Source organism: uncultured Methanobrevibacter sp. (assembly GCF_902774605.1).
Lineage (GTDB): Archaea > Methanobacteriota > Methanobacteria > Methanobacteriales > Methanobacteriaceae > Methanocatella.
The window spans coordinates 42,835-69,214 of the sequence record NZ_CACYJE010000005.1; the positions used below are offsets into that span (position 1 = coordinate 42,835).

At 34.8% G+C, this 26,380-nt stretch carries 33 protein-coding genes, 3 tRNA genes, 1 other RNA gene and 1 pseudogene; 31 read left to right on the forward strand and 7 right to left on the reverse strand.

Annotation, left to right across the window (positions count from 1 at the left end; all coding sequences use genetic code 11):
• Positions 1 to 62 precede the first annotated feature (62 nt).
• Genes QZU77_RS02190 through QZU77_RS02215 form a run of 6 tightly spaced genes read left to right on the forward strand, consistent with a single transcriptional unit; the run spans position 63 to position 3,584 of the window.
• Positions 63 to 860, forward strand: coding sequence for a translation initiation factor IF-2 subunit alpha (locus QZU77_RS02190; RefSeq protein ID WP_295599345.1), 798 nt, complete (start codon positions 63 to 65; stop codon positions 858 to 860).
• 6 nt (positions 861 to 866) lie between these two features.
• Positions 867 to 1,037 carry an RNA-protein complex protein Nop10 gene (locus QZU77_RS02195; RefSeq protein WP_295599348.1) on the forward strand — a complete coding sequence of 57 codons (171 nt, stop codon included), beginning with the start codon at positions 867 to 869 and terminating at the stop codon, positions 1,035 to 1,037.
• Between the two features lie 5 nt (positions 1,038 to 1,042).
• Entirely contained in the window at positions 1,043 to 1,816 is a 774-nt protein-coding gene (locus QZU77_RS02200) for a proteasome assembly chaperone family protein (RefSeq protein WP_295599351.1), read from the forward strand.
• Positions 1,817 to 1,848: 32 nt separating this feature from the next.
• Positions 1,849 to 2,124 carry a DUF2112 family protein gene (locus QZU77_RS02205; protein ID WP_295599354.1) on the forward strand — a complete coding sequence of 92 codons (276 nt, stop codon included), beginning with the start codon at positions 1,849 to 1,851 and terminating at the stop codon, positions 2,122 to 2,124.
• 14 nt (positions 2,125 to 2,138) lie between these two features.
• The gene (locus QZU77_RS02210) at positions 2,139 to 2,390 is read left to right on the forward strand and encodes a DUF2112 family protein (protein ID WP_295599357.1); all 252 of its coding nucleotides are present in this window, start codon (positions 2,139 to 2,141) and stop codon (positions 2,388 to 2,390) included.
• 15 nt (positions 2,391 to 2,405) lie between these two features.
• On the forward strand, positions 2,406 to 3,584 hold the full coding sequence (locus QZU77_RS02215; RefSeq protein ID WP_295599360.1) for a TIGR00375 family protein: 1,179 nt from the start codon (positions 2,406 to 2,408) through the stop codon (positions 3,582 to 3,584).
• Between the two features lie 4 nt (positions 3,585 to 3,588).
• Here QZU77_RS02215 and QZU77_RS02220 read toward each other — a convergent pair.
• The 3 genes from QZU77_RS02220 to QZU77_RS02230 all read right to left on the reverse strand — a co-directional run bounded on the left by QZU77_RS02220 (position 3,589) and on the right by QZU77_RS02230 (position 4,414).
• A tRNA-Arg gene (locus QZU77_RS02220) sits at positions 3,589 to 3,662 on the reverse strand.
• A 47-nt stretch (positions 3,663 to 3,709) separates the two neighbouring features.
• Positions 3,710 to 3,783 (reverse strand) — tRNA-Arg (locus QZU77_RS02225).
• Positions 3,784 to 3,871: 88 nt separating this feature from the next.
• Positions 3,872 to 4,414 carry an endoglucanase gene (locus tag QZU77_RS02230; RefSeq protein WP_295599361.1) on the reverse strand — a complete coding sequence of 181 codons (543 nt, stop codon included), beginning with the start codon at positions 4,412 to 4,414 and terminating at the stop codon, positions 3,872 to 3,874.
• 159 nt (positions 4,415 to 4,573) lie between these two features.
• Here QZU77_RS02230 and frhA point away from each other — a divergent pair, with 159 nt between their 5' ends.
• From frhA to QZU77_RS02260, 6 genes are all read left to right on the forward strand, one after another.
• Positions 4,574 to 5,800 carry a coenzyme F420 hydrogenase subunit alpha gene (gene frhA / locus QZU77_RS02235; RefSeq protein ID WP_295599364.1) on the forward strand — a complete coding sequence of 409 codons (1,227 nt, stop codon included), beginning with the start codon at positions 4,574 to 4,576 and terminating at the stop codon, positions 5,798 to 5,800.
• 17 nt (positions 5,801 to 5,817) lie between these two features.
• The gene (gene frhD, locus QZU77_RS02240; protein ID WP_295599367.1) at positions 5,818 to 6,387 is read left to right on the forward strand and encodes a coenzyme F420-reducing hydrogenase, FrhD protein; all 570 of its coding nucleotides are present in this window, start codon (positions 5,818 to 5,820) and stop codon (positions 6,385 to 6,387) included.
• Positions 6,387 to 7,232 (forward strand): coenzyme F420 hydrogenase subunit gamma, encoded by an 846-nt coding sequence (gene frhG / locus QZU77_RS02245; protein WP_295599369.1) that lies wholly within the window; start codon positions 6,387 to 6,389, stop codon positions 7,230 to 7,232. The genes frhD and frhG overlap by 1 nt, the downstream gene beginning before the upstream one ends.
• An 11-nt stretch (positions 7,233 to 7,243) precedes the next feature.
• Positions 7,244 to 8,095: a coenzyme F420 hydrogenase subunit beta gene (frhB, locus tag QZU77_RS02250; protein ID WP_295599372.1), complete on the forward strand. Its 852-nt coding sequence runs from the start codon at positions 7,244 to 7,246 to the stop codon at positions 8,093 to 8,095.
• 100 nt (positions 8,096 to 8,195) lie between these two features.
• Positions 8,196 to 8,462, forward strand: a complete 267-nt coding sequence (locus tag QZU77_RS02255; protein ID WP_295599375.1) for a hypothetical protein — start codon at positions 8,196 to 8,198, stop codon at positions 8,460 to 8,462.
• Positions 8,463 to 8,464: 2 nt separating this feature from the next.
• The gene (locus QZU77_RS02260; RefSeq protein ID WP_295599378.1) at positions 8,465 to 9,226 is read left to right on the forward strand and encodes an Ig-like domain-containing protein; all 762 of its coding nucleotides are present in this window, start codon (positions 8,465 to 8,467) and stop codon (positions 9,224 to 9,226) included.
• Between the two features lie 39 nt (positions 9,227 to 9,265).
• Here the strand turns inward: QZU77_RS02260 and map are convergent, their stop codons facing one another.
• A complete protein-coding gene (gene map / locus QZU77_RS02265) occupies positions 9,266 to 10,183 on the reverse strand; it encodes a type II methionyl aminopeptidase (protein WP_295599381.1) in 918 nt (305 codons plus the stop codon).
• Positions 10,184 to 10,286: 103 nt separating this feature from the next.
• Between map and QZU77_RS02270 the strand changes: the two genes are divergently transcribed.
• From QZU77_RS02270 to QZU77_RS02290, 5 genes are all read left to right on the forward strand, one after another.
• Positions 10,287 to 10,694 (forward strand): hypothetical protein, encoded by a 408-nt coding sequence (locus tag QZU77_RS02270; protein ID WP_295599384.1) that lies wholly within the window; start codon positions 10,287 to 10,289, stop codon positions 10,692 to 10,694.
• A gap of 8 nt (positions 10,695 to 10,702) precedes the next feature.
• The gene (locus QZU77_RS02275) at positions 10,703 to 11,215 is read left to right on the forward strand and encodes a hypothetical protein (RefSeq protein WP_295599387.1); all 513 of its coding nucleotides are present in this window, start codon (positions 10,703 to 10,705) and stop codon (positions 11,213 to 11,215) included.
• 89 nt (positions 11,216 to 11,304) lie between these two features.
• Positions 11,305 to 11,379, forward strand: a tRNA-Met gene (locus QZU77_RS02280).
• A gap of 30 nt (positions 11,380 to 11,409) precedes the next feature.
• Positions 11,410 to 11,697, forward strand: an RNA gene (gene rnpB / locus QZU77_RS02285) — RNase P RNA component.
• Between the two features lie 60 nt (positions 11,698 to 11,757).
• Complete coding sequence (locus tag QZU77_RS02290) at positions 11,758 to 13,530, forward strand: tyrosine-type recombinase/integrase (protein WP_295599390.1); 1,773 nt, start codon at positions 11,758 to 11,760, stop codon at positions 13,528 to 13,530.
• A gap of 283 nt (positions 13,531 to 13,813) precedes the next feature.
• Here the strand turns inward: QZU77_RS02290 and QZU77_RS02295 are convergent, their stop codons facing one another.
• On the reverse strand, positions 13,814 to 14,092 hold the full coding sequence (locus tag QZU77_RS02295) for a MarR family transcriptional regulator (RefSeq protein ID WP_295599393.1): 279 nt from the start codon (positions 14,090 to 14,092) through the stop codon (positions 13,814 to 13,816).
• Between the two features lie 183 nt (positions 14,093 to 14,275).
• Between QZU77_RS02295 and QZU77_RS02300 the strand changes: the two genes are divergently transcribed.
• Genes QZU77_RS02300 through QZU77_RS02330 form a run of 7 tightly spaced genes read left to right on the forward strand, consistent with a single transcriptional unit; the run spans position 14,276 to position 16,945 of the window.
• Complete coding sequence (locus QZU77_RS02300) at positions 14,276 to 14,722, forward strand: hypothetical protein (RefSeq protein WP_295599396.1); 447 nt, start codon at positions 14,276 to 14,278, stop codon at positions 14,720 to 14,722.
• 50 nt (positions 14,723 to 14,772) lie between these two features.
• Positions 14,773 to 15,246: a hypothetical protein gene (locus QZU77_RS02305; protein WP_295599399.1), complete on the forward strand. Its 474-nt coding sequence runs from the start codon at positions 14,773 to 14,775 to the stop codon at positions 15,244 to 15,246.
• Between the two features lie 12 nt (positions 15,247 to 15,258).
• Positions 15,259 to 15,570: a hypothetical protein gene (locus QZU77_RS02310; RefSeq protein ID WP_295599402.1), complete on the forward strand. Its 312-nt coding sequence runs from the start codon at positions 15,259 to 15,261 to the stop codon at positions 15,568 to 15,570.
• Between the two features lie 49 nt (positions 15,571 to 15,619).
• Positions 15,620 to 15,925, forward strand: coding sequence for a DUF2085 domain-containing protein (locus QZU77_RS02315; RefSeq protein ID WP_394350518.1), 306 nt, complete (start codon positions 15,620 to 15,622; stop codon positions 15,923 to 15,925).
• Between the two features lie 9 nt (positions 15,926 to 15,934).
• Positions 15,935 to 16,300: a hypothetical protein gene (locus tag QZU77_RS02320; RefSeq protein ID WP_295599408.1), complete on the forward strand. Its 366-nt coding sequence runs from the start codon at positions 15,935 to 15,937 to the stop codon at positions 16,298 to 16,300.
• 14 nt (positions 16,301 to 16,314) lie between these two features.
• The gene (locus QZU77_RS02325) at positions 16,315 to 16,677 is read left to right on the forward strand and encodes a hypothetical protein (RefSeq protein ID WP_295599411.1); all 363 of its coding nucleotides are present in this window, start codon (positions 16,315 to 16,317) and stop codon (positions 16,675 to 16,677) included.
• Between the two features lie 19 nt (positions 16,678 to 16,696).
• On the forward strand, positions 16,697 to 16,945 hold the full coding sequence (locus QZU77_RS02330) for a transcriptional regulator (RefSeq protein ID WP_295599414.1): 249 nt from the start codon (positions 16,697 to 16,699) through the stop codon (positions 16,943 to 16,945).
• A gap of 363 nt (positions 16,946 to 17,308) precedes the next feature.
• On the opposite strand, the gene QZU77_RS02335 is transcribed toward QZU77_RS02330, so the two are convergent.
• Positions 17,309 to 18,589 (reverse strand): hypothetical protein, encoded by a 1,281-nt coding sequence (locus QZU77_RS02335; protein ID WP_295599417.1) that lies wholly within the window; start codon positions 18,587 to 18,589, stop codon positions 17,309 to 17,311.
• 457 nt (positions 18,590 to 19,046) lie between these two features.
• Here QZU77_RS02335 and QZU77_RS10890 point away from each other — a divergent pair.
• Positions 19,047 to 19,184: pseudogene (locus QZU77_RS10890) on the forward strand (AbrB/MazE/SpoVT family DNA-binding domain-containing protein); the annotation flags it as partial.
• 24 nt (positions 19,185 to 19,208) lie between these two features.
• A complete protein-coding gene (locus QZU77_RS02340) occupies positions 19,209 to 19,589 on the forward strand; it encodes a stage V sporulation T C-terminal domain-containing protein (RefSeq protein ID WP_295599422.1) in 381 nt (126 codons plus the stop codon).
• Positions 19,590 to 19,748: 159 nt separating this feature from the next.
• On the opposite strand, the gene QZU77_RS02345 is transcribed toward QZU77_RS02340, so the two are convergent.
• Entirely contained in the window at positions 19,749 to 20,513 is a 765-nt protein-coding gene (locus QZU77_RS02345) for a hypothetical protein (RefSeq protein ID WP_295599426.1), read from the reverse strand.
• Between the two features lie 485 nt (positions 20,514 to 20,998).
• Between QZU77_RS02345 and QZU77_RS02350 the strand changes: the two genes are divergently transcribed.
• From QZU77_RS02350 to QZU77_RS02370, 5 genes are all read left to right on the forward strand, one after another.
• The gene (locus QZU77_RS02350; RefSeq protein ID WP_295599429.1) at positions 20,999 to 21,565 is read left to right on the forward strand and encodes an RNA polymerase sigma factor; all 567 of its coding nucleotides are present in this window, start codon (positions 20,999 to 21,001) and stop codon (positions 21,563 to 21,565) included.
• Positions 21,562 to 22,203 (forward strand): hypothetical protein, encoded by a 642-nt coding sequence (locus QZU77_RS02355; RefSeq protein ID WP_092977925.1) that lies wholly within the window; start codon positions 21,562 to 21,564, stop codon positions 22,201 to 22,203. The genes QZU77_RS02350 and QZU77_RS02355 overlap by 4 nt, the downstream gene beginning before the upstream one ends.
• A 99-nt stretch (positions 22,204 to 22,302) precedes the next feature.
• A complete protein-coding gene (locus QZU77_RS02360; RefSeq protein ID WP_092977923.1) occupies positions 22,303 to 23,445 on the forward strand; it encodes a hypothetical protein in 1,143 nt (380 codons plus the stop codon).
• Positions 23,446 to 23,471: 26 nt separating this feature from the next.
• Positions 23,472 to 24,212: a C39 family peptidase gene (locus tag QZU77_RS02365; protein WP_092977921.1), complete on the forward strand. Its 741-nt coding sequence runs from the start codon at positions 23,472 to 23,474 to the stop codon at positions 24,210 to 24,212.
• 64 nt (positions 24,213 to 24,276) lie between these two features.
• Positions 24,277 to 25,503 carry a hypothetical protein gene (locus QZU77_RS02370; protein ID WP_092977919.1) on the forward strand — a complete coding sequence of 409 codons (1,227 nt, stop codon included), beginning with the start codon at positions 24,277 to 24,279 and terminating at the stop codon, positions 25,501 to 25,503.
• Positions 25,504 to 26,380: the final 877 nt, after the last annotated feature.

Sequence of the window (26,380 nt, forward strand, 5' to 3'; positions counted from 1 at the left end):
TTAGTTTTTAACTTATTTTTTACTATTTTTTAAAATTATTTTTATTTGATGTTGGTGAGAATATGGTAAGAAAAAGTCAAGAATGGCCTGATGAAGGAGAACTTATTGTAGGTACTGTTTATAAAGTTCTTAATTATGGGGCTTTTGCTAAATTAGAAGAATATCAGGGCAAAGAAGCTTTTATTCATATTTCTGAGGTATCTTCTGGTTGGGTTAAAAACATCAGGGATCACGTTCGTGAAAACCAGAAAATCGTTTGTCGCGTTCTGCGCGTAAATCCTAAAAAGGGACATGTTGATGCGTCCCTGAAAAGAATCCGTGAAGACCAAAGAACTAAAAAAATCCAACATTGGAAAATTGAACAAAAAGCTGAAAAATTCCTTGAATTATCTGCAAAATCCTTAGACAAGACTTTGGATGAAGCATATGATGAAGTGGGTTATGAGCTCATGGACATCTTCGGCGATGTTTATGGTGCTTTCGAATCTGCAGCTGATGAAGGTGCAGAAACCTTGACTGAAGAAGGAATCCCACAGGATTGGGCTGATGCCATTACTGAAGTGGCAACCAAGAACATCACTCCTCCGGAAGTTCACATTAGCGGTTATGTGGACATTGAAACTTTTGTGCCTGACGGCGTTGAAGTAATCAGGTCTGCATTGAAGGCTGCTGAAGACAACGGGGATGATGAGGATGAAATCAAGGTTCAATGTGTAGGGGCTCCAAGATACAGAATCACTATCAAATCCACTGATTATATTTTAGCAGAAAAAACTCTTAAATCTGCAGCTGATAGATGTATTGCAGTTGTTGAGGAATCTGGTGGAAACGGTTCATTTTTAAGAGAGTTAGATAACTAGATTCTTATGAATATGAAAATGAATAAATGTCCTGATTGTGGAATTTATACTTTAAAGGAAGCATGCCCAAAATGCGGCGGGCAGCTGAAAGTAATTTATCCTCCTAAATTTTCAATAGAGGATAAGTACGGTAAATACAGACGTATACTAAAAAAAGAAGCGATGAATAAGGAGTAATTCTAATGCAAACAATTGAAATCAATGTTTTAGAAGAAATTGAATTAAACAATCCTATTTTCATAGAAGCGTTACCTGGTCTTGGACATGTTGGTAAATTGGCTGCTGATCATATGATTGATGAATTGGGAGCTACAAAATTTGCTGAAATATACTCCCCGACATTCCCTCCACAAGTGATAGTTAAGGATGAGGGCATAATTGAAAATATGCACAATGACTTGTACTATTTAAGGGATGTTGGCGAAGACAATTTGGATTTAATCATTCTTGTAGGCAATACTCAGGCATTATCCCCTGAAGGCCAATACCTTGCATGCAAGGAAATCCTTGAATTCGTCACTCCATTTGGAATTGATAGGATTTACACTTTAGGCGGGATGGTTACTTCTCCACAGCCTGTTGAAAACCCAAAGGTTTTCGGTGCGGCAACCTGCGAGGAAAACATTGAACTGTTAAAAGAAGCGGAGATTGAACTCAGATCCAATGACGGTGGAATAGTCGGTGCTTCCGGCTTATTCTTGGGATTAGGAGTTCGCCAAGGAATTCAAGGTTCATGCCTTATGGGCGAAACCCCAGGTTACTTTATCGATGCTGAAGCCGCTGAAGCTCTTTTAAAGAAATTGTCATTATTGCTCAATTTCGAAATCAATACTGATAAGCTGGATGAAAGGGCTGAGGAAACCAGGCAAATGATTGCCAAGGCTCAACAAATGGAGCAAGATTTAATCAACAAGGCAAATGCCGGAAATGCTGATGATTTAAGGTATATTGGATGAATTTCCAATATATATTTTTTTTTACTTTTTTCATGAATGTTTTAGTTATTCCCGACGCTTCAATGATAGTCATACCATTGATAGAAAAGAACGGTCACACATACATTTCCCCAACTGATTTTTCCCGCTATGACAATATGGACCTATGCGAAGGAAATGTCGGCTTTGACACTCTGATTTCCAGATACTCGACAGGCGAATTACCGTCAGGTGTGAAGTCAAGACTATACCTGTTTTCAAAAATCATTGATGATGCCGATGCAGCAATCATCATAGGCAGGCGTCCTGAAAATCGCGTGAGGATGTAGATGCCCTGAACGATTTGATACTTTTCGGAGGCAATGCCTGCAACAATGCCCATAGTCTCATGATCAAGATAGTTGAGGATTTAAACATTCCCGTTTTGAAACTGGCCTATCCTTCAAATCAGGATGAGCTTATTGGACTGGTTGACAAGACCAATATTTTTCTTGAGGATTTGAAATCATTTGACGATGATTTAGATGTGGATTTAACTCCCCGCAAAACCAAAGTGCCGATTGGGCATGTTAAAAAACAATTAAATAATCTATAATCCAAACATTTAATCATGTTGGTTAATGCTGATTTTCATCTTCACAGTTGCTTTTCAATGGCATCATCAAAGGACATGATTATAAGGAACATGGCGCCAAAGGCCCTGTTGAAGGGTTTGAATCTTCTCGGAACAGGCGATGCGCTGCATCCCAAGTGGCTTGACATTATAGAGGACACCACAACATATTCGGGAGATGGAATCTACACCTTTGGGGATATGGATTTCATATTGACAGGCGAGGTTGAAGGCAGGAATCGCATTCATCATGTGATAATCATCCCGGATTTGGACATCGCACGGGAACTTTCTGAGAAGATTCCGTCCAAAAACAAGCATGCTGACGGCAGGCCGAAAACCAATCTTGGAGGCGCGGAGCTTCTGGAATTGGCTCATGAGCACGACTGCCTTATAGGTCCTGCCCATGCGTTCACTCCATGGACTGGAATGTACAAGTCATTTGACAGCATTTATGACTGTTATGATTCCAAACCGGATTTCGTCGAGTTGGGACTGTCCGCAGACACCGACATGGCGGATACCGTGGCGGAACTCAAGGATTTCGTCTTTCTATCCAACTCCGATGCCCATTCCCCCTGGCCTCACAGGCTGGGTAGAGAGTTTAACCGGATAGAACTTGAGGACATTTCCTACTCCTCCGTGAAAAAGGCTTTTGGGAATAGGGACGTCAAGGCAAACTACGGGCTTGTTCCGAACCTTGGAAAATACCATATGACTGCATGCACCAAATGCTACAAACTATATGACCCTATTGTTGCCCGCGAAAACAAGATGAAATGCAGCTGCGGAGGAACAATCAAGAAGGGTGTTGACTACAGGATATCAGAAATCGCAGATTATGCTGAGCCGAAGCACCCTGATTTCAGGCCGGATTATGTTCATCTGATGCCATTGGCTGAAATTATCTCATCGGTTTACGGCAAGGGTGTGACAACAAAAACGGTTCAGGGATTGTGGCAGAAGCTGGTTGACAGTTTCAAAACTGAGATAGATGTGCTTATCAATGCTGATTTGGCCGAGATTGAAAAAATCGATTCCAGCATCGCTTCAGCCATAAGGTCCTTCAGAAACAACACTATCAACATCATTCCCGGCGGCGGGGGCAAGTATGGTGAGATATTGTTTGAAAAGGAATCCAAAAAAGAAAAAGTAGTCACTTTGGACTTTTTTTAAAAAACGGACTTGGAGGGATTTGAACCCTCGATCTTAAGATTAGGAGTCTTACGCCCTTCCAGACTAGGCTACAAGCCCATCAAATATTCAAATTGAAATATTTCTAAAAAAAGATTATATGAGAGCGGACCCGCCGGGATTTGAACCCGGGGTCTTCGGATTAGAAGTCCGACGCCCTATCCAGCTAGGCTACGGGCCCTTCATATACAACAATAATAAATATATTTTTAGTATTATATAAACTTAACTATTTTTTGTAAAAAAATAAAAAGGATTAAAAATAATCCTTATCCTCTTTCGGTATTTCCTGTTGCATCATTAACTGCAATGCCATCCACTGCATTTCCGTCAGCATCATAGACTGTAAAGTACCAGTATCCTCCAGAGTAATATCCGCTTCCAGCGTAGCATCCTTCTTCAGCAATTGCACCGCTTGCAATACTTTTTGCATCGGAGTAGGATAATTGAGTATTTGAACTGGAATCTGAACTTGATGATCCTGAGCCCCTGCTTGATCCGGAACTTGAACTTCCTGAACTGGAACTGGAGCTTGATGATGATCCTGAGCCACTGCTTGATCCGGAACTTGAACTTCCTGAGCTGCTGCTTGGTCCGGTACTGACACTGTCTGAACCTGAAGTTGTAGCAACACTTGATCCATTGTTTAGGGTGGTATTGTTACCAAGCCCGTTGCCGGCATCGTCGTTCGAATTCATACTGGATAAATTAGAGAATATTGGATTGTCACTATTGGTTATACCATAAGCTGCAACGGCAGCTGCAATACATAATACTATAATAATTGAAATGATTATATTTGCTTTATCCAATTTTTTCCCTCCTATATTATAAATTAAATATAATAATATAATTAAGTCTTTTATCTATTATATATGTTTCTATTTATTTATTTAGGGCATTACTTATTAATAATAATAAATATATATACTTAATGTTAGTTTCTAATTTCTTAATTTGAGGTGACATATTTGAAAGATAGAGTAGTTATATCTCCTACAACTCGTCAAGAAGGCCATGCCGAACTCGTCATGGAAGTTGATGATGAAGGGATAGTTACAAAAGGTATGTATTTTAGTATAACTCCTGTAAGGGGTTTAGAAAAGATGGTTCTTAGCAAAGCACCTGAAACCGCTCCAGTTTTATGTCAAAGGATCTGTGGAGTATGTCCAATTCCACACACTTTAGCATCAGCTGAAGCAATCGACCAAGCATTAGGTATTGAAATTCCTAAAGCAGCTAGATTGTTAAGAGAAGCTACCTTAGCAGCACACAACATTAACAGTGCAGCAATCCACCACTTCTTAGTAGCACCAGACTTCGTTCCTGAAGAATTATTCGCTACCGCAGTGGACAGCGTAAGTAACATCAGAAAAAATGTACAATACGTTGTTGATATGATTGCTGGTGAAGGTATTCACCCATCTGATGTCAGAGTTGGAGGAATGGCAAGAAACATTACTCCATTCGCGAAAGAAAGATTAATAGAAAGAATGACCGCACTCAAATCAGACCTCGAAGCACACATTGAATTAATCAAAAACTGTGTTGCTGAAAGCGCTGAAAAAATGGGTATGCCAGAAGATTTAGGTGTAGTCAACCAACCATTACTCGCAGTGCACCCAACATACGGTGTAAACGAGTTTGACATGGACGCATTTTCCGAAGTTTTACCTGAAGCATGGTACGATGACCCTGAAGTAGGTAAAAGAGGATGTTCCGTAATTCCATTAATTAACGGAACCAATGTTGAAACTGGTCCTAGAGCAAGAATGGAAAAATACCAAGGATTCAAAGGCAAAGGTGTCATTGCTCAACACGTAGCACGTGCTGACGAAATGATGAAAAACTACGAAGCATGTCTAGAAGCATTAGACGCAATCGACCCTGCTGCATCTGCAAGAGCAGACTACGATCCTAGAGGTACTGGTGAACTCGGATTCGGTATTATCGAAGGTCCAAGGGGAACCAACGCTCACATGGCAAAAGTTGAAGATGGAAAAATCAAATTCTACTCTGCAATTGTACCTACCACTTGGAACATTCCAACAATGGGTCCAGCTACAGAAGGATTCCATCATGAATTTGGTCCACACGTTATCAGAGCATACGACCCATGTTTATCCTGTGCTACTCACGTGATGGTTGTTGATGATGAAGACAAATCCATTCTCAAAAACGAAATGGTGAGAATCTAAGTTTGGAGGAAAAATAAATGCCTTACGATTCGGATATCATTGTAATCGGATGCGGAAATATATTATTCAAGGACGATGGATTCGGCCCAATAGTAATCAACATTTTACAGAAATACGCTAATGACAAGAACGATTATTACGACCCGGCAGTAACTGCATATGTAGAAGACGAATTCGATAAAGATGTTCTGGCACAAATCAAAGAAAAATTTGAAGGAATAGAATTGCCTGAACGCATTCAATTCATAGACGGCGGAACAGCTGCTCCAGTCAACTTCTTCCCACTGTACGAAGATTATGACTGGAAAAAACTAATAGTGATAGATGTTGTTGAATTCGATGCAGAGCCTGGCGTGGTAGACACATTCGATCCAACTATAATGAAAATTGGAAAATACGACAATCCTCACGGCATGACAGTGGAGGAACCTCTTCAAAAGATTGCCGAGAAATGTGAGGTTGTGGTAGTTGGTTGCAAACCAAAGGAAATTCCAACACCGGATATTGATATGGGTTTAACTGAACCTGTTGAAAAGGCGATTCCTAAAACTATTGATCTTATTTTAAAAGAAATCGGGGTAAAATAATGTTTGATAAATTGAAAAAAGCTTTTGGAGGTTCATCCGAACCTGAAGCACCAAAAGTAGAGAAAAAAGTTGAAGCTGCTCCTGCAGAAACACCTAAAGCTGCACCAGCAGAAGAAAAAGCCGCTTCAGCAAAACCACGTATTGGTTACATACACTTAAGTGGTTGTACTGGAGATGCAATGTCCTTAACCGAAAACTACGACATTTTATCTACAGTCTTAACTGACATGGTTGATATCGTATACGGACAAACCTTAGTTGACAAATGGATTCACGGTACTTACGCAGAAGAAATGCCTGAAATGGACTTATGTTTAATTGAAGGTTCCGTATGTTTACAAGATGAACACAGTTTACACGAAATCCAAGAAGCAAGGAAAAAATCCGGCTTAATCTGTGCATTTGGTTCCTGTGCTATGACCGGTTGTTTCACCACCTTCGCACGTGGAGGTCAACAAGCACAACCTAAACACGAATCATTCGTGCCTGTAAGCTCCTTAGTTAAAGTGGACTTAGCACTTCCTGGTTGTCCTGTAGCACCTGAAATGATTGCAAACGCTGTTGTTGCATTATGTAACGGTGACTTAGAATACTTACAACCTGCTATGGACAAAGCTGCTTGCAACACTGGATGTGGCTGTGACGTATTAACCAACATTATCCGTAACGGATTATGTTCTGGATGTGGAACTTGTGCTCTAGCTTGTCCAACAAGAGCTATGGGCTTTACTGAAGGTAGACCTAGCTGTGATAGAGACAGATGTATTAAATGTGGATCTTGTTATGCAATGTGTCCAAGAGCATGGTTACCTATAAAAAGAATTAAAGAAAACACAGGATTATAGGAGGATTGAACATGCCATTAGGTACTTATAAAGAAGCATTATCTGCAAGATCAACTGATAAAAAAATATTAGATGTATCCCAAGACGGAGGAATTGTTTCAGCATTACTCTGTTACGCACTCGATGAAGGAATCATTGAAGGTGCTGTTGTAGCTGGAACTCCTGATGATGATTGGAGGCCTATTCCTACTGTAGTAACCTCAGCAGACGAAGTTATTGCAGCAGCAGGTACCAAATACTCAATGTCTCCAACCTTATCCGCTTTAAAAGAAGCAACCCGTCAATATGGATTAGAGAAAATCGGTGTAGTGGCAACTCCATGTCAAACCCAAGGGTTAAGAAAAGCACAAGCTTATCCATTAACCAGATTCGTCGTTAATAAAATCAAATTAATGATCGGTATCTACTGTATGGAAAACTTCCCTATGGCTTCTCTCGACACCTTTGCAACCGCAAAATTAGGATTTGACTCCTTAACAGATGCTACTAAAATGGACATTGGTAAAGGTAAATTCTGGTTAACCAAAGACGGTGAAGACTCAGGATTAGCTATTAAAGAAACACACGGATACGAACAAGCTGGATGTAACATCTGTATGGATTACGTGGCTGAATGGGCTGACGTATCAACCGGTTCAGTAGGATCTCCTGACGGATGGTCCACTGTATTGACCAGAACAGATGACGGTGAATCCGTATTCAAAGCTGCTGTTGACGCAGGTTTAATCGAAACCAAACCAATGGACGAAGTTAAACCGGGCCTTCCTTTACTTGAAAAATTAGCTAAAGGTAAAAAGGACAAAAACGGCAAAGAACGTGAAAGAAGAGCTAAATTAGGATTACCACTTCCTGTGGAATACTAATTCCTTTTCTTTTTTCTTTTTTTATTTTTTTAACTCTTTTTTTTGAATTAAGTTTAAATAGTCCTCTTGTCAAATATATTTAACACATGGAGGTTATTTAATGAAAAACACTAAATTACTCATTTTCCTCATCGCATTGACAGTGGTATTGTCAGTGAATTTTGCATTTGCGGCTGACGACAATGCAACTGATTTGGCAATGAATGCTGATGAGGACATTAAGGACAATGATTTAACAGTAAACGAAGAGGATTTGTTGTCCGTTGATGAGTTCAAGATCAAGAGACATATAAACAGGTATCTGATGATAAATATGCTGTCGTTGATGATGATTCAAAACTATCAGTCGAAACAGTTCAGACAATAAATATGGAGGGAATCACAAACCGTGTAAATGGTGGAATTTGGTATAAAGCAACATTTTATGATACAACTGGCAAGCCATTACAAAATGCTTTAGTTGCATTCTATTTAAATGATGACAATAAATGGGGTTATGAAATTGCTACAGATTCAAATGGGGTTGCATTGTTAAAAGCAAAAATCTCAAATGGGAATCACAAGATTAGTGCTGTCAATTATGGTACTGGTGAAGTAATGTCTGATTATATTAAGGTTTTTAATGTAATCACAGGTGGTAAAGAGATTAAAATGTATTATGAGGATGGTAAATCATATAAGGTTCGTGTTTTTGATGATAATGGAAATCCTGTAAAAGCAGGCCAAAAAGTCACATTTTTTATAAATAATAAGAAAACAGTTAAAAAAACTGATAAGAATGGTTATGCTACATTGAAAATCACTTCAACACCAGGATTATATACTATTTCTGCAATATATAAAGATTTTATCGTTTCAAATAATCTTGTTGTAAAAAATCCGTTTAAAGTTAAGATGGCTAAAAAAAATAAGAATTCTAAAGTTAAATTCACAGTTAAATTGCTTGGTAAAAATAAAAAGAATAAATTGGTTAAAATCAAATTTAACAAAAAAACTTATAAAGCAAAAACCAACAAGAAGGGTGTTGCAAATTTTAAGTTGAAACACCCTAAAAAATCAGGTTATTATAAGCTTACAGTACAATATAAGAAACTTAAGGATGATTTCACATTCTCTACTTTCAAGATTTAAAATAGAAAAGAATTAATTCTTTTCTGAATATTTTTTTTTTTAAATGGTTGTAACGGTACAGCCTTCTTTTTCAACGATTACAGTATGCTCCTTCTGGCTTACAAAGCAGTCCTGCTTTTCGCGCAGCGGTGCGTAAGGGTATATTGCCATTGCATCAGCCAATTGCTTCAATGCCATATGGCCTTTCCTTTCACCGAACTCGTCTGTTATCCATCTTCCTGAGAAAGGCACGAAGCGGTGGTTGTGCTGAATGTATTTCAGGACTCTGGTTGTGGATTTCATCCTGAACGGCTTGTTGGCCATATAGGAGTATATGTAGTGTCCCGGCGCGTCGTTGACAATGCCTTCGCCGTTGGTTGCGAATGGTTCGATTGCGATTGCCTGACCCTCTTCTAGGACGTATCCGTCATGATTGTCATAGTTAGGAATTGATATTCCAGCGTGGAGATTGTTCTGTTCCAGGCTGTGGCCTGTTAAATTAAAGATTGGGTTTAGCTTGTATTCTGCTATTGCCTCATGGACTGCAGCGCCTATTTTTGACACTTCAACCCCTGCCCTGACGGTGGCGATTGCAGCTTCCAATCCTGCGGCTGACGCTTCAACGATTTCCTCGTGCAGGTTTATCTCATCCTGAGTGTAGTTTGCAGTGATGTCCCCATCGGCTATTACTGTAACTGCAGTGTCTGCAATATAACCATCAATCATTGCACCCAAATCCAGTTTCACCATGTCTCCTGCACGGATGACTGTTTCATCCCCTGCAGGGGAGGTGTAGTGGGCTGCAACTTCGTTCAGTGACACGTTGCATGGAAAAGCGATGTCTGCTCCTGCCTTCAGGATTTCACTTTCAACATATTCGACCAGGTCAATGACCAAGGTTCCGTCCTTAATCATCTTTGAAGCTTCTCCACGTATCTTTGAAGCGAGTTTTCCAGATTCAATATAAGATTCCATCATAAGTTATTACCTTCTCTATTGATATAATTAAATATTTAACTAATAAACTTTATATAATATTTTATATTGATTAAAATATATATTAAACGTGGAGGTTGAATAAATGGATTTTCCTACAATACCTGATCAAATGTTCCTACTGATTATTTTGATTATTGTTGTTGTGGTATTGATTATTATCGTTTTCCAATGGAGAAGTGTTGCCAAGTCCAAGAATGAAATTAAACTTCTTGAAAAGGAAATTGAACTTAAGAAAATGTCCATGGTGGAAAAAGATATCGAATCCAAAAGGTTAATGGACAATCCTATTCCATTGCCGCAAGAGCAACAAGACAGTCTTTCAGCAATCAGGCAATCCACAACAGAAGCAAGAAGTCGTGTAGGCTATCTTCACTCTGAAATCAATGAAAGATTAGCCAGGCTTGAAGCTGAAACTGAACAGAGAAAATTGGAAAAGATGCTTAAGGAAATTGAGCAGAAAGAAGCTAAGCTTAAAAAAATGAATAAATAGGTGTTAATATGGATGCAACAGAAGCAATTGCAGTAATAATTTTAATCGTAGCAATTGTGATTTTAGTTTACTATTACTTATTGAACAGTCCGGGCGCCATGGATAAATTGCGCGGTTATGTGCCGACCAGTGCCGATGCTCATATGGATGAGGTTTTAGGTGGCAATTCCTCTGATGTGGCGAATGCCGTTAAAGAGGATGACAATTCCGATTCTGTCACTAAAAGGATTAAAGTCAAGTTGAGTGACATTGACATGTCTGGCATAAACACTGACGCCTTTTCCAGCAAGATTGATGCTTTCCTTGACGCTAAAAGCGATGAGTTGATTAAGGACTGGTCCTTGGCTACCACTGATGACATTGATGATCTTCAAACCAAATTCTCCCAAACCACATCAAATGTTGATGCTTTGGAGAAGGATTTCATTGAGTTTAAAAAGTCATCCAAGGAATTCCAGGAAGCCACTGAGGAAAAATTAAGTGAGTTGGATAAGAGGATTGAATCATTAGAAAATAATTAATATTATTTTCTTTGATTTCAACTATTTTATCGAAACCTTTATATAGTATAGCAATCATAATTAGTATTAGTTATTACTGTTTTTCATATAGCAGGGTGGGGTAGTCTGGTGAACCCGCGGGGCTCATAACCCCGAGATCCCTAGTTCAAATCTAGGCCCTGCTACATTTTTACTTAAACTTATTATTTTTCATGGCAAGTTAAAGGCAGCTGCTGGTTAATTACATTTTAACTAAGGAAACTCCGCACATCAATACAATACTATGGCGTTGAAAGACGTATGCTGAGAAGCATGACCCTGGAGCAGAAACGACACGGCTTTTAATGGTGGACGATGATACTTGATTGAGGACATTAAAAGAAACGGTGAAACGGCCATTCCATAGGATGCAAGAGCAAAGATGCCGATAATCGATTGTGTAGGCAAGGTAGTTCGCTAAGATGAATGCTGCATGAACAGAATGTGGGTTACTCTTAACAGGCCATGTAAAATTATGTGGGTTACCAAACATTTATATGTTGGTAATCTGCATATTATTAATTATGACAACCAAAACCAAATTTTCTGAAACCGATGCTAAATTAAGCATGATGGTGGAACGAAGAAACCTTACTAAAGATGCAATTAAAAATTACAACACTGTTTTTAAAGAAATACATGAGTTATTTGATGTCACACCATCTGATATTGTTAGAATAGGAAAAAGAGAACAAAAACCATATATAGATAATGAAACAGGAAATCATGACCTTCTTGATTTGGAAGATAGGTCTGTAACTATATATCAATTTAATTATTATAATTATTTAAAAAGCAGAGGTTTAACTAATAGGACTATTAAGCTTAAATTAGATACATTCAGAGCTTTATTGGGTGAATATGATATTCAAAAACCTAAACCAATTAAAATAACCATTCAAAACGATAGGATTCGTGATGAGGATATTGTTTCTTGGAGGGAAGTTGAAACAGCAATGTCATTCTGTAAAAGTATTAGGGATAAAGCCATTATTTCTTTTTTTGCCACTACTGGTTTAAGAAGTAGTGATGTAAGGAGATTAACGATCGGTGATTTAATTAATGCATGTGATATTTATTTTGATAATAATGAAGAAAAAACAATAGATAACCTATTAGCTAAAAATCCTGAAGAAATTTATCCATGTTGGGAAATCATGCCCTCAAAAACAGCCAAAAAGTCACAATTATGTGTTACATTTAATACTCCTGAAGCAAGTACATATATGTGGCAATATTTACATAATCGAATTGAATATAATATACGAAAAGGAAGAAATGAAATATTAAAATCTGATTATCCTTTGTTTGCAACATCTACGAATAAAGAACTAAAATCTACAGCTATCGAACAATTATTTCAAAGGTTAAATAAACAATTAGGAGATAAGATGGATAAGAATGGTAAATATCGTAGATTTAGGTCTCATTCTCTTAGAAAATTGTTTTCCACTACTTGTAGGAGAAACATTACTCAAGTTGTTGTTAATTCTGATAAAACTTCAGAAGTGGATATTATTAGTATATTTACTGGACATGTGCCACCTAATGAATCAAATTCAAAAGTATATGAGGCCATTGAATCAGATAGTCATGATAGTTATCTTAGGAAAACTTACCTTGCATTAAGTCCCTACCTTAGTATTAAAGATATAGAAATTAAGGATATTAAAACACAACAATATAAAGACTTGGAAGAACAAAATGAAGCATTGAAAAAACAATTGGAAGCTCAGGCTGTTTCTATGCAAAGAGAAATGGACGAACAGAAAGAGCAATATGAAAAAAAGATTAAGCATGTTGAAAGTGTCAATTCAGCTTTATCATCTCAAGTATTGGATATTCAAAATCAATTAGATAATCTTGCCAATGCTAATGATTTAAAAAGAATACAAGAGTATATATCTGGACATGAATTAGTTGAAAAGTATAATTTAGCTTCAACAATCATTGGATATTATAAAGAAGATGTTAAAAAAGAAGATTTTGCTGGTGTTACAGATTATTATATTGAAGATTTAATAACAATGGCATTCAATACAACATCTGCCTTTCAATCTACAGCAATTAGAGATGAATATTATCGAACTGATGATGATTGGAAATTAATTAAATCAGAAATTGGACTTTATGAACATGATTATATTGAAAGTAATGGGTATGTATTATCTAAATCCCAAAGTAAAAAGATTGCAGATGAACTGGAGAGTTATTCAATAAAATTATGGGAAGATAATGAAAAAGTAAAAAAAGCTAAAGTACAATCAATAATTGATAGTATTGTACTTAGACATTAATGTTTGTAAGGGAGTTGTTTAATCAAAAGATTAAATAATCTCTTTATCTTTTTTTGATTTTTAGTGGTTTGCCAATTATCTGATTTGTTAATTATTGTGTAGTTCTGATTCTTATGTGTTTTTTTTATTGTTCATGTCTATGTAACTAGTGATAGTTTATCTTCATTTATATGTCTATTATAAAATTAAATATTTAATTAATTTAATCAATACTTTATTTGATATCTTAATGAATTATGGAAGAACTTTTTTATTTGGTGGTGGGCAATAGTGTTCGATGTTGTTATTTTTTTAATTCTTCCAATAGCTGTAATCCTAATTCGGTATTTTGGTATAGTCTACCTTTGATATTTTCTTCATTTAAACAGACCACTATTTTCTTTTCTTTTAGGTCGTGTAATGCATTTGATATTTGTGTTATTCGCATTCCTGTTGCATCAACAATTTCTTTTGGCATTTTATATTCAGTGCCGATACAAGTGATGCAATTTAAACGTGCTGGAGAAACTTTTATATAACCTATCAATGACCAAAAATTTTGTTCTGATTCTTTTTCACTCATATTTATTTGTTATATTCTTTATTAACTACTTTAATAGTTACATAAAGGCTCTTAATCGTTCTTAATTAATATTTATAATTCATAATGCTTCGGTTTAAACACAACTTTTATATCTTATCATAGAGATAGTTATACATACAAAATTTAAATTTTGTAAAAAAATTGATATGGAGGATTAATCTCATGAATAAGAAGATATTTGCTTTGTTGATAATTTTCATAGCTACTGTTTCAGTAGTCAGTGTTTTTGCAAGTGAAGAATTAGTATCACACGATTTTGGCGACTTTAAAATGGATATCCCTGATGTTCAAGGAGATATTCCAGAAAAACAAGGTGATAGTAATCAAACTATTTATGCTGTACCAAATGCTGATAATACAACTTTTGCTTTTATTGAATATTGGGATACATCTAATACCAATGGGAATAACAATACCACACAATTTGTTTTAGATAAAGTAAAACAAAACTTCACAGTTAAAACTGATGGGGGTATTACTTCTTGGGATACTAAAAGTGCAGGAGAACATGGATATTTAGTATCATCTGATGACAATACTAAAGTTGTAGTTATTACAAGCTCCGATTCAAGAATACAGCAAGCATTAGATAGTATTGAATTTAAATAAGTGAGCAATTAATTGCTTACTCAATTTCTTTTTTTTTTAAGGTGAAAATGATGAATAAGAAACTAATATTTGGTTTATTGATAATATTTATGGCAGTTATGTCTTTATCAAGTGTAAGTGCTTTTTGGCCTTTTGATAGTGGAAATGATGTAACTGTTAATGGTGTTAATTTCCATTTACCTGATGGATTTGATGTGGATAACCCAGTAAAGTCTGAAAGTGATAATACTTATGAACAAGCTGTTTATAAGAATACTGAAACTAAAGATACTGTTGATTTTGTGGTTAGTGATAAGTCTGTGGATGATTCAGCAATAGGTAGTTCATTACTTAAAAAAGGTTTTGAACAAAAGACTATAGATGGAAAAGAAGGCTTTTATAAAATGGATATATACTCAAAAAATGTAGAATTCGTTTATATCGATAATGATAAAGTTGTTTCTATAATTGTTCCATACATATATGACCAATATGGTGATAATTTTATGCAATATGAAGATCTTCTTTCTGAGATAATAAAATAAAGGGTGATAATTATGTCTGAAGATATTGCAAGTAATGTTGAATTAATGCCGATTGTTATTGGAGTAGTTGTATCTATAATTCTTGTTACTATTGGATTATTATCAAGTATTGGAGCTATAGGAATAATTGGGATAGTTATTGGTGGAGCTATTTCAGGTTTTTTAACTAATAATTCTACTTTATATGCGATTATTTACGGCGCAATTGTTGGTTTGATAAGCAGTTTTTTAATATTATACTCCGTTTTTGCGATACCATTCTGTATGGTATTAGGCGTATTTGGTGGATTTGTCGGTAAAGTTGCACAATCAAATCTTAAATAAAGGAATGCAACGCATTTTGTAAAATTATTAATCTTGGTAGTGAATTAAGTTGAGGTATAATTTTAAATATCATTATTTGATTTGCCATAGACTTCCAGAAAGGAGTTTTTTCTTTAAAGGACGTCAATTTCCAGTATGTTCAAGGTGTACGGGAATTTATATTGGTTTTTTTATTTCAATATTATTTAAGTATCTTAAATTATTTTCATTATCTAATAATTTTCTTATTTGCTTTATTCTAACTTTTCCATTATTATTGGATGGATTTACACAATTTTTTAAATTAAGAGAAAGTAATAATCGGTTGCGATTGATTACTGGATTAATGTTTGGCTTAAGTTATCTTTTTATATAGGTGCTAATAATGGAAGATGAAGGATTTTCATATATTATTGGTTGCTGTATAACTGCTCCGATATTATTTTTTATTATATGTAATTTTGGTGTTACTGCTCCTTTTTCCAGCCCTTTTAATTGGGTACTGGTAATTTTAATAGGCATTGTTTTATCTATTTCAATATCATTTCTGATTTCAAAAATGGGGATTGACTCAACTATATCAAATGATTCAGATTTAGGGATGTATGGGCTTTGTTGTTTATTGCCAGTAATGTGTGGAATAATTTATTATATGGCTTCTTCATTTTATTTCGTTGATGCTGTTGTTTATGTTGTTTTAGGATTTGCTGTTTTAGTATTATTGTTGTTTGTTTTTTATTCAAAAAACTAAAAGGGGATTTTTACATGTCTGATTCTGATTTATCTGATTCACAAAAAGTTATTTGTTGTATATTACCCATGTTTTTGGTAATTTTATATATTCTTACTGCATTTTTAGGTATTGGAGGCAATTTTTTCATTCCTCAAACATTAATTACGATAGGTACATATTTATTTGTTGCAGTAATACTGTATTTTATATTGTCTATGATTACAGATTCAGATAAAAAAAGCGCATTATTTTGCTTCATTCCTTTAATTGGCATTTTTATTATTGGAGCGTATATTAGTGCTTTTGTTCCTTATACAGACCCCATGTCAATGTTAATTTATATTATAGTAATTGTGGTGATTATAATAGCTGGATTTTTTAAATTATCCGAATAAATAAGTTTAAGAGGTTTTTATGGAAGATATAATAGAATACATCAACAATTCAAGGTATCGAGCTAAAGTAATCAAATCATTAGGTAATGATTCAAAATTCCCATCAAAAATAGCTAAAGAAACTCAGATACCACAAAATCAAGTAAGTTCAATATTAAAAGGACTAATTGAAAAAGAAATTGCTGAAGTAATTAATCCTGAAGTTCGTAAAGGTCGTACTTATCGTTTAACTGAATATGGGCTTGATATACTGGATAAATTACAATAGGCTTTTTTTTGAACATAAGATGCATTAGTAGTGTATCTGTTATTTTTCCATGTTTATGTTATTGGGGCTTGGAAAAGGTAAATTATGACTAAAGCTCTATTTTTATCTCTTTATTAATCGCCTAATTGATTATTCAATTACTTGCTTAATTAATTAATCACTTAATTGCATATTTACCTTTGGAATTAAAGGTATGATAATAACTGATGATATGCTTTTGTGTGCATTGATGGTTTTACTAAAACTTTTTGCCTAGTGGATTGATAATCTGATTGTTGTGGGCACTAAACCCATATAATTCGCACATAGTTTACACCTCGCACCTTGCAGATACCCGAAAACACATAGAAATCCTTACTATTTTCAGGTATCAATTAATTCATTCTGATATTTTTCCGCAAGCTTTAAACCGTTTTTAACATAGTTTTTGCCATACTCTTTCTTTACTATATTAGCATATCGCTTGTCGGGATATTTAATCTTATCAATTTGTTTATCAATAATTTTTAATATTTCATCATCGCCAAAATTCTCATAAAATTTGCGAATTTTACAAAGCTCATCAAGAGCTGTGCTTTTGATTGACCTTTTGTCGCCTAAAAATTCAATTGTCTGTTCATCGTCAAGCCTTGCAGCCATTTTTTCGTTATTTATTGCAGTTATCTGCTCATCGTCACTCAGTGTAATTTTAGGCTGTGACATAAGATATACTATCAAACAATGAACAAATTTTATGTCATCTTCAAGTATTCCTATCGGAGAAAGCGGATTCACATCAAACATTCTAAATTCGATATGGTTCACACCCCTGATATGAAGATTTTCAAGGGTGTTTTCCCCCTGCGGCTTTAATCTTATGGGATAGTAAATCTCAGAAACGGATTTTAGCCTGCCCTCGTCAATATATTTTTGAATACTTTGCACGTATTCCTCTGTGCTTCCGTATTTAAGTGTGGGAACAAAGGTGTTCCAATATCCTGCCTCACTACATCGAGCAGACGAATAATTTGTTACAACGGTCTCTCCGATTTTATCTGCATTTATAAAAGAGCAATCAATAACCGGGCTTGCGGCAGTAAGATAGACTATCAGCCACGCATATTGAACCGATTTTTGTGCAAGCTCAAGATATATATCATTTTTAAAAGAACAAAAATCGGATTTTCCGCTTGATTCAAATGCGCTTTCTATCAACTCATTATTAAATGAAAAATTAAAGTGTATTCCTGAATACAACATCTTAAGTCTGCCGTATTTCTCGGCAAGATATTTTCGGTAAACCGATTTATTAGCCCAAGTACCCACAAAATTTGCAATGGGAACATCATTTTCTCCTTTTACATACGGAGGATTTGAAAAGCTCCATAAGAACTCTCTGCCTGATTTTCTTACGGCAAGGTTCTTTTGCACTGTTTTATGAAGCTGTGTAAGCTGGGCACAAACGTCTTTTATATTATCAAACGCATCTGTTACAAACTCAACCTGATTTTCACAAAAATCCCTTTGCAAATGTTCATCATCAAATCCGTGGTCAGTATGTGCAAGAAATCCGTTCTCATCAACCCTCAAACATTCTTTTTCAAGTCCGAAACAGGCAGAAAATATTTTGTCTTTAATTTTATGGTTGTTAAGGTCAAAACTCATAATTACCTCTCAATTAATAGGCTGTAATTCCATATAAACAAAAAACCGAAGAGCATTGCTCTCCGGTATCACAAGACCCAATTTGCTCAGGTATAGTTATCAGAGAGCGTACAAATACGGCACATACACATTGTGCACATGCTGAGATTGCAGTTTTCTGTTACAAGACTGTTTAAGTACGTCATAACAGGCTCTCCTCCTAATTCCTATCTTAATGATAGGTTTTATACCATTGATAATATAACACATAATAAAAACATTGTCAATATATTCTTCTTCATTTGAACATACATTATTCCGAATTTGTACAATGGATTAAATTATTTTAAAATTTCCAAAAAATACTATGTCAAAACCTGAAAATTCACGTTAGTTGACGGAATAAAAAAATTTCTAATTCAAACAATATTAAGGCAATAATTTGCTAATTAAATTGGAACAAGGGAGTTTTTTAGATATGAAAGCAACAGGAATAGTAAGGAGAATCGACGACCTGGGCAGGGTGGTTATTCCAAAAGAAATTCGTCGCACACTGCGAATCAGAGAGGGAGACCCTCTGGAAATTTACACGGCGACCGACGGAGAAGTTATCTTTAAGAAATATTCACCGGTCGGTGAATTGTCGGCGTTTGCAGGTCAATATGCCGACGTTATTGCAAGAATAAGCTCAATGCCGACATTAATCTGTGACAATGACCATGTTATTGCCGCAGCAGGCGTTTCAAAGCGTGAGTTTCTTGAACGCAGGGTCAGCACAATACTTGAAAACTATATGGAAAATCGTAAAAGCTATGCCGCTACTGAGCAAACCCTTAACGATGTTCAGCCGATTGAGGGTATCGAAAACAATGCGGCCGTCATTTATCCGATAATTTCATCCGGCGACGTTATGGGCGCTGTTGTTATGCTGACAGGAGAAAGCATTAAAGTTCCTACCAACACAGAAGTCAAGCTTGCGCAATCGGCAGCCGCTTTCCTTGGAAAACAAATGGAAGAATAACATAAACCTACGTTTACAGATTTTGGCATAAATCCTGTCACAAAACCGCATACAGGGTGATTATTTGCTATGCACTTTGTGCAAAGATACCTGAGAAGCATAAAAAGCCACGTTGTCGAAACAAATATCGGCAACGTGGTTTTATTATAATTTATAGAATTATCCCCAAACTTCTTCTGCAATTTCCTTTACAAGTTTAAGTTTTGCCCATTGTTCATCTTCGGTAAGTTTGTTACCGATTTCACAAGATGCAAATCCGCACTGTGGGCTGAGGGCCAGTCTGTCAAGCGGAACATACTTTGCAGCCTCATGTATTCTTGCGATTACTTCTTCCTTATTTTCAAGTTTTGGAGATTTTGTGGTTATTAATCCCAAAACCACTGTTTTATCATTTGAAACCTTTGCAAGAGGTTCAGATCCGCCTGAACGTTCGTCATCATACTCAAGAAGAAGTGCATTAACATTTTCTTTCGCAAAAACATAGTCAGCAACAGAATCATAAGGTCCGCTTGTGAAGAATGTTGATTGGTAGTTACCGCGGCAAATATGCGATGTAATTACCATATCGTCCTTCTTGTTTTCAAGTGCAAGGTTATTAACCTTGAGCAGTTCGGATTTTACGGTTTCAATATCAACTCCGAGTGCTTCATATCTTTGCTTTGCCGCATCACCTACAACTGCACCCCATGTACAATCGTCAAGCTGAAGATTGCGACAACCTGCATCATAGAACTGCTGGATTACATCGCGATAAGCTGCCGCAATATCATTAATAAGCTCCTCGTTGTTGGAATAAAACTTTCTTGTGCTCTCAATATTGTCAGGAACAATAAACTGCTGGAATGTCTGTGCCGGTGCAGGTATTGTGTATTTGGCAACTGTATTTTCGTCTTCAAACTGCTTTAAGAACTTGAAATACTCCACAAAAGGCTAATTCTCATAAGGATGATTTGAAATCACAAGTGAATTAGCCGATTGGGAGCCAAAAAGCAAACTCTGTGTGTAAAGCATGAGGTTCTTAACGGAAAAATGAAAATCGAATTTATTGTCTTGCTATATTTGTGTTGTATGATATTTAACACCACAATCGGCAGAAGCATTAATTGTCATATTTTCATTATTTAATGGTTTGTTTTTTAGACGGTTCTATAAAACACATTTACATCTATTTTTAGATCTTTTTTACATCAATTGGATTTGTCAAAAAAATTGGAATTAATCTTTTATCTATTACGTAGTTCTTTATTAAAACCAAATCAGATAATATTTGCCAAATTTAAATAAAAGTTTTATAATACTTGTAACCAACATATGATAAAAATTGTCTAAATTAATAGAGGAGATCTATGTTATCTTTATATCATTAATAAGCATACTATCGTGAATCCAAATGAATTGGAGGTGGTCTTTTGCTTGATGATAAGAGTATTATAGATTTATTTCACGAGAGAGATGAAAAAGCTATTTCTGAAACAGAACAAAAGTACGGAAAGCTTTGTTATAAGGTTTCCTTAAATATTTTACATAACGAACAGGACGCGGAAGAATCGGTGTCTGATACTTTGCTCAAACTATGGAACTCTATTCCTCCTGAATATCCGATATGTTTAAAAAATTTCATACTAAAGATTATTCGCAACCTATCTCTAAACAAATATAAAATGAAGCACAGTGCTAAACGTGGACACGGTGAATATGAAGTTGTTCTAGATGAAATTAAAGATACTTTACCGGATACTGTAAATACAAATGATATCCTAATAGATTCTATTCATTTGAGAGATACACTAAATAACTTTCTCAACAACCTTTCAACAGAAAAAAGATCTATATTTATTGGTCGATACTGGTATTTTGAATCCATTAGCGAAATATCAAAAAATCTTGGACTGAGCACAAGTAAAGTTAAAGTGGTACTCTTTCGATGTAGAGTTGAATTAAAACAGTTATTATTGAAAGAAGGGTTTATTGTATGAATCCGCATATTGTATTACAAGCACTTAGTGAAATAGATAACGAATACATTTCTTGCTATACACCTAATACAGAAATGAAAAAAAGTGTATTTTCGTCCTTTTTTGTCAGATGGGGTGCTATAGTTGCTAGTTTTGCATTAATAGCTATACTAGTAATCTCAATAAATTTTGTAAATTGGCTGAACATACAACAACAAACAGATAATGTCACACAAACTCTTGAAAGAACAGAAACTCTTTATGGCGGAAACGATCCCATAATCAATCTTGAGACCAAAGGTTTTACTGTATATAAAATACAGAAACAAGATTTATCTGATTCAGTAGATGATAATCACTACATTCTAACAGCCGAAATATCTAAGCTTATCGGTATTGAAAATCAAATAAATGCCAACTTGTGGTGTGAAATTAATACTGAGCAAAGTATTAAAACATTTTTGAAGGAAAGCCAAAATGAATATCCTAATGGTAATGTAAAGGTAATTCAAATAAATAATACTAAGATATATTATTCCTTCGCGAATAAAAACTATCGTTCTATATTTAAGAAGGGAAGCAATTTGTATGAGCTAATATTTGATGAATCCGTCTCTATTAGTGATATGATTAGCTTTTTAGAAGAGTTTATTGATTAAATTGCTAATCAACATTTTTACGAATTTGTTTTGTGAAGAAGTTGAGAATTCAGTCTGTAGACAGTTAGTAAGATGAAAATAAAAAGGAGGTACTTGGCAATGAAAAAATTATTAGGTATTCTTATATCACTAACCCTTATTCTGTCCGCGTCCTTTGGGGTAATGGCATCGGTAAAAAACACAGAGTCCGATTTGTATTATTCTGATGACTTTTGCAACGAAGAAGAAGTTTTCAATGCTTGGGGTGGTTTTTCAAAACAAGAAATATTAGATTATGCTGGTATGTATATTGATGACAATAATAATCTTACTTTGATGTTCGTTGAAAACTCCCCATCTCTAAAAAATGCCGAGAAGTTAGCTTGGAACAAATCTGGAGTGTTAAGTGACAATAGCAATAGAAAACAAGCTCTTGTTATTAAATCGGCAAAATATAGCTATAGCACATTAACAAATGTAATGTCAATACTCACAGACAAAGCTTATAGCAATCCAGCGATAAGAAATATATCTGTTGACGTAAGAAACAACATTATCGATATAGGAATAAATGATATTTCTAATGAAAAAAATTTATATGAATTCATTATTCACATTTTGAAAGAAAGGAACATACAATCAGTTGAGCCAAATATTATTTCTTTTCATGAGGAGCCAGATGAAAAAATTGAGCTTCTCGTAAGTGTAAATGGCAATTCTCAAATTAACAAAAAAACGAGTACAACAATAACTTACGCATCCGTTGGTGTAGGTTATTACCGCCCAAGTACTGGTCAAAGAGGATTTATAACTTGTGGTCACGGCTTTAGCAATAATGATACAATTTATTCTGGCAACACAAAAATAGGAACAATTACAAAACGAGTTTATAATGGAACTTGTGATGCTTCATTTGTTCTATTTGATAGTGAAGATAATTATGTCAGTAACACCACATTATATGAACAACTTTCCACAGATGTACCAATAGTTGGTACTACCGTTTCTCAGAGAGGTTCATATTCAGGCACTGTTTCTGGAAAAGTTACATCAAATAATTTTTCCTATACAGGCAACGGATATACTTGGAGTAACTTAATAAAGACTAACAAGGCTATGCAAAACGGTGATAGTGGAGGCGGTATGAAATGCGGTGTCATAGACGCTGGCAGAACATCCAAAATAGTTGGTTTTTTACACGGTGGAACAAATACTTATAGCGTATATATAAAAGGTTCTGTTGTAAATAGCGGCTTATACTAAAATAAAAAGTACTAGGAAGATTTATTATGAAAAAGTTAATAACAATAAGTTCGTTGATTCTTGTTTTTTCAGTATTGTTATCATTTAACGTAAGTGCAAATGCTGAATCAACTGACACAAAAAAGATGGAGTCAATAACAGGAGTCATATTTCCAGATGACGAAGAAGAAAAAGAATATATTTCCAGTCTGACACCAGAAGATTGGTTAAGAATCCAAGAAAAAGAAAACCAAGCTGTATTGTTATCTAGTCAAACGGATACAAAAGCTTCAACTGCTACAAAAATATCTATTCCGGGTACCTTTACAATGTATCAACAAACGGAAAACAATTATTGTGTTCCTGCATGTGTAAAAAGTGTTTTGCAATATGCAAACAGAAGCAGTGCATCACAAGCTTCAATTGCAAGTGATCTTGGCACAACCAGTGGTGGTACAACTGCAACGCAAATAGCACCTTATTTAAATCAAAAGCAAAGCTTTTATTATGCACGCATTTCTAACCCAAGCCAATCCACAATGTGTGATAAACTATATGCAACAATAACTGGCCCCAAGAAACCCTGCTTGATGGGAATCATAAACACAAGTGGTTCTAATTGGCATTACGCAACAAACGGACACTTTTTAGTTGTTAATGCCATCTACAGTGATAAATCCCAAATTCAATTTGCAGATCCGCTCGGTGGAACACACACCAATTGGCCGTATTTTTACTTAAAAACAGCAAATGTATCAAGTAGTGTTTGCAAGGAAATAATATGGTAATATAAGATGAAGTGAGATTGTAATATAAACATATTACAATCTCACTGTAATTAGGTGAGTATGTATGAAAAAATTGTTATTGTTTGGGCTTTCTTTAATGCTAATCATTTTAATGTCAGCTTGCAAATTCACAGATCACACCAACGAAAATCGTTCTGAAAAAACTCAGGCGATTTCCCAAAATATAATTAATTCAAATGAGACTATTTCCATCTATGAAAATAATCAATTTTTGGATCGAATTGAACATTTCGGATATATTTTTCAAACACAAGATGGTTTTGTGTATTCTAAATGGGCAAGCAATGACTCAAATAGAACAACAGTCATGGAATATTACCATTATTATTTTGATGCTTCAGAAAGTGTTAAATTAGGAAATATTGAAAACTGGTCATTTCAAACACATGAATCCGCACTAGTTAATAATCATTTGTATTTCTATATCAGCACTGGTGATTATACATCTGAAGAAAACAGATCTCTATTATTTGTTGACGTGGATTTAGTTCGCGACTGCTTAGTTCAAATCAATTCAGAAAAAGGTGGCTTCCCTTATGATACTATGAAACGTAAAGGTGATTGTGTACTATTGAACAAGGTAGTCACAAACGGTAGTTGTTTGCAAGAATATAATACTGTTACTGGAAAAATAAAACAACTCAAATTTTTTGATTTTGATGATCAAAATGTTGTTGGAGAAGCAGTAAGAAATATTTCTGTCAACGAAGATAAAAAAACAATTTCATTATTGATGTTACGGAATAAAACGAAAGAAGATGCCTCATTAAATATTGATACATATGATTATGATATGAACTTATTAAATTCAATTGACATATCACCCATATTTACAGATAGTAACGAATTAATACAGGGGGTTACATTTTTTGACTATATAAATGATTATCTGTATTATGAAAACTTTAGCATTACTCGCTATTTGGGAGTGGTTAATAATAAAAAAATAGACTCTCCGGGATTTATTGACCAATCATTTGAGCTCTCATACGAAACTGAAAACAACCAAGAACCAAAACTATTCTATCAATATGGAAACGAAAATAATTATTTGTATCTTTTTGATGCCAATGAAGGTAAAATGCTAAAAGCAACATATAAAACTAATAATGATAGATATTATATAATTGGTGTATCACGTAACAAAAATAATCTGTTGGTAACTATGGGCTATAAAGACCCGCAAACAGCTAAAACACTCGAATCCAGACTGTTCCATGTAAAGATGTCAGATTTAAAATTTGAAACTAAAAATACTTTACTTCAATAGAATATTTTACACATACTCGTTAAATTCGATTATATAAAAAGATATTTTGTAGCTACTAAATGATTCAGCAATGAACAATTAGATCATTTTATTGCTATTGCAAAAGGATTAAATAGTTTTCTTTAATACAGCGGTACTATATCATAATAGTATTTTTAAGAGTTTAGTGAATATATAAGTTGATAAAAAATAAGAGCTATATAAGACTAGTGCTATAGCTCTTATTTTTATCCTGCTTCAATTTGTTTACAATAAGGTATACCGCAATGAATAAAATATAAGTTTTTGTATGGCAAGTATATTCTACCTTATCTAAAACCTGAATCCGTGAAACTTGTTTTGAAAAAAGCTGGAAAAGCCGCATAGTATCTACTTTTATCGGCGTTTTCAGTAATAACTTTTTTGCACCATTTGGGTGAAAGCAGCATGATAGGTCAAAATTACTTTTTACCGCATTAACACTGGACTTTGTTGTTATCAAGCAATTTGAATTTCACGGATTCAGGTAAACAAATGTACAATAGAATTTTAAAATTAAATTTGTTAAAAACTTCAATTAAAAAGGAACACCTACATCATTGCGGGTGTTCCTTTATGCACTGTTTGATTCTCATTTTTCCGTTAAGAGCTTCACACATTAGTATCGGGCAGTGCCTCTGAAAACAGGCAGCAAGCGATGCTGCCTACTGCCTGTTTGGAAGAGATATATCATATTCAAGAAATTAGCGTATCGTTAATCCTCAAAATCGAGAGATAATTCAAGGTCGTTCAGCGTTACATTAGTCACTGCCTTCAAAACAAGCAATCAGTAAAATTCTCGATAAACAGTGCATTTTTCATCGAAATGTGCTATAATAAGTGCAAGAAAATAATCAAG

What these genes read in the sequence shown, in the direction of transcription:
- QZU77_RS02295 (WP_295599393.1), bottom strand. Translation starts at nt 14,092, where the DNA reads ATGAGTGAAAAAGAATCAGAACAAAATTTTTGGTCATTGATAGGTTAT.
- QZU77_RS02300 (WP_295599396.1), top strand. Translation starts at nt 14,276, where the DNA reads ATGAATAAGAAGATATTTGCTTTGTTGATAATTTTCATAGCTACTGTT.
- QZU77_RS02275 (WP_295599387.1), top strand. Translation starts at nt 10,703, where the DNA reads ATGGATGCAACAGAAGCAATTGCAGTAATAATTTTAATCGTAGCAATT.
- QZU77_RS02320 (WP_295599408.1), top strand. Translation starts at nt 15,935, where the DNA reads ATGGAAGATGAAGGATTTTCATATATTATTGGTTGCTGTATAACTGCT.
- frhG (WP_295599369.1), top strand. Translation starts at nt 6,387, where the DNA reads ATGTTTGATAAATTGAAAAAAGCTTTTGGAGGTTCATCCGAACCTGAA.
- QZU77_RS02330 (WP_295599414.1), top strand. Translation starts at nt 16,697, where the DNA reads ATGGAAGATATAATAGAATACATCAACAATTCAAGGTATCGAGCTAAA.
- QZU77_RS02355 (WP_092977925.1), top strand. Translation starts at nt 21,562, where the DNA reads ATGAATCCGCATATTGTATTACAAGCACTTAGTGAAATAGATAACGAA.
- QZU77_RS02270 (WP_295599384.1), top strand. Translation starts at nt 10,287, where the DNA reads ATGGATTTTCCTACAATACCTGATCAAATGTTCCTACTGATTATTTTG.
- QZU77_RS02190 (WP_295599345.1), top strand. Translation starts at nt 63, where the DNA reads ATGGTAAGAAAAAGTCAAGAATGGCCTGATGAAGGAGAACTTATTGTA.
- QZU77_RS02260 (WP_295599378.1), top strand. Translation starts at nt 8,465, where the DNA reads ATGGAGGGAATCACAAACCGTGTAAATGGTGGAATTTGGTATAAAGCA.
- QZU77_RS02255 (WP_295599375.1), top strand. Translation starts at nt 8,196, where the DNA reads ATGAAAAACACTAAATTACTCATTTTCCTCATCGCATTGACAGTGGTA.
- QZU77_RS02195 (WP_295599348.1), top strand. Translation starts at nt 867, where the DNA reads ATGAATATGAAAATGAATAAATGTCCTGATTGTGGAATTTATACTTTA.
- QZU77_RS02310 (WP_295599402.1), top strand. Translation starts at nt 15,259, where the DNA reads ATGTCTGAAGATATTGCAAGTAATGTTGAATTAATGCCGATTGTTATT.
- QZU77_RS02370 (WP_092977919.1), top strand. Translation starts at nt 24,277, where the DNA reads ATGAAAAAATTGTTATTGTTTGGGCTTTCTTTAATGCTAATCATTTTA.
- QZU77_RS02360 (WP_092977923.1), top strand. Translation starts at nt 22,303, where the DNA reads ATGAAAAAATTATTAGGTATTCTTATATCACTAACCCTTATTCTGTCC.
- QZU77_RS02335 (WP_295599417.1), bottom strand. Translation starts at nt 18,589, where the DNA reads ATGAGTTTTGACCTTAACAACCATAAAATTAAAGACAAAATATTTTCT.
- QZU77_RS02200 (WP_295599351.1), top strand. Translation starts at nt 1,043, where the DNA reads ATGCAAACAATTGAAATCAATGTTTTAGAAGAAATTGAATTAAACAAT.
- QZU77_RS02205 (WP_295599354.1), top strand. Translation starts at nt 1,849, where the DNA reads ATGAATGTTTTAGTTATTCCCGACGCTTCAATGATAGTCATACCATTG.
- QZU77_RS02365 (WP_092977921.1), top strand. Translation starts at nt 23,472, where the DNA reads ATGAAAAAGTTAATAACAATAAGTTCGTTGATTCTTGTTTTTTCAGTA.
- QZU77_RS02325 (WP_295599411.1), top strand. Translation starts at nt 16,315, where the DNA reads ATGTCTGATTCTGATTTATCTGATTCACAAAAAGTTATTTGTTGTATA.
- QZU77_RS02215 (WP_295599360.1), top strand. Translation starts at nt 2,406, where the DNA reads ATGTTGGTTAATGCTGATTTTCATCTTCACAGTTGCTTTTCAATGGCA.
- frhB (WP_295599372.1), top strand. Translation starts at nt 7,244, where the DNA reads ATGCCATTAGGTACTTATAAAGAAGCATTATCTGCAAGATCAACTGAT.
- QZU77_RS02290 (WP_295599390.1), top strand. Translation starts at nt 11,758, where the DNA reads ATGACAACCAAAACCAAATTTTCTGAAACCGATGCTAAATTAAGCATG.
- frhD (WP_295599367.1), top strand. Translation starts at nt 5,818, where the DNA reads ATGCCTTACGATTCGGATATCATTGTAATCGGATGCGGAAATATATTA.
- QZU77_RS02305 (WP_295599399.1), top strand. Translation starts at nt 14,773, where the DNA reads ATGAATAAGAAACTAATATTTGGTTTATTGATAATATTTATGGCAGTT.
- map (WP_295599381.1), bottom strand. Translation starts at nt 10,183, where the DNA reads ATGATGGAATCTTATATTGAATCTGGAAAACTCGCTTCAAAGATACGT.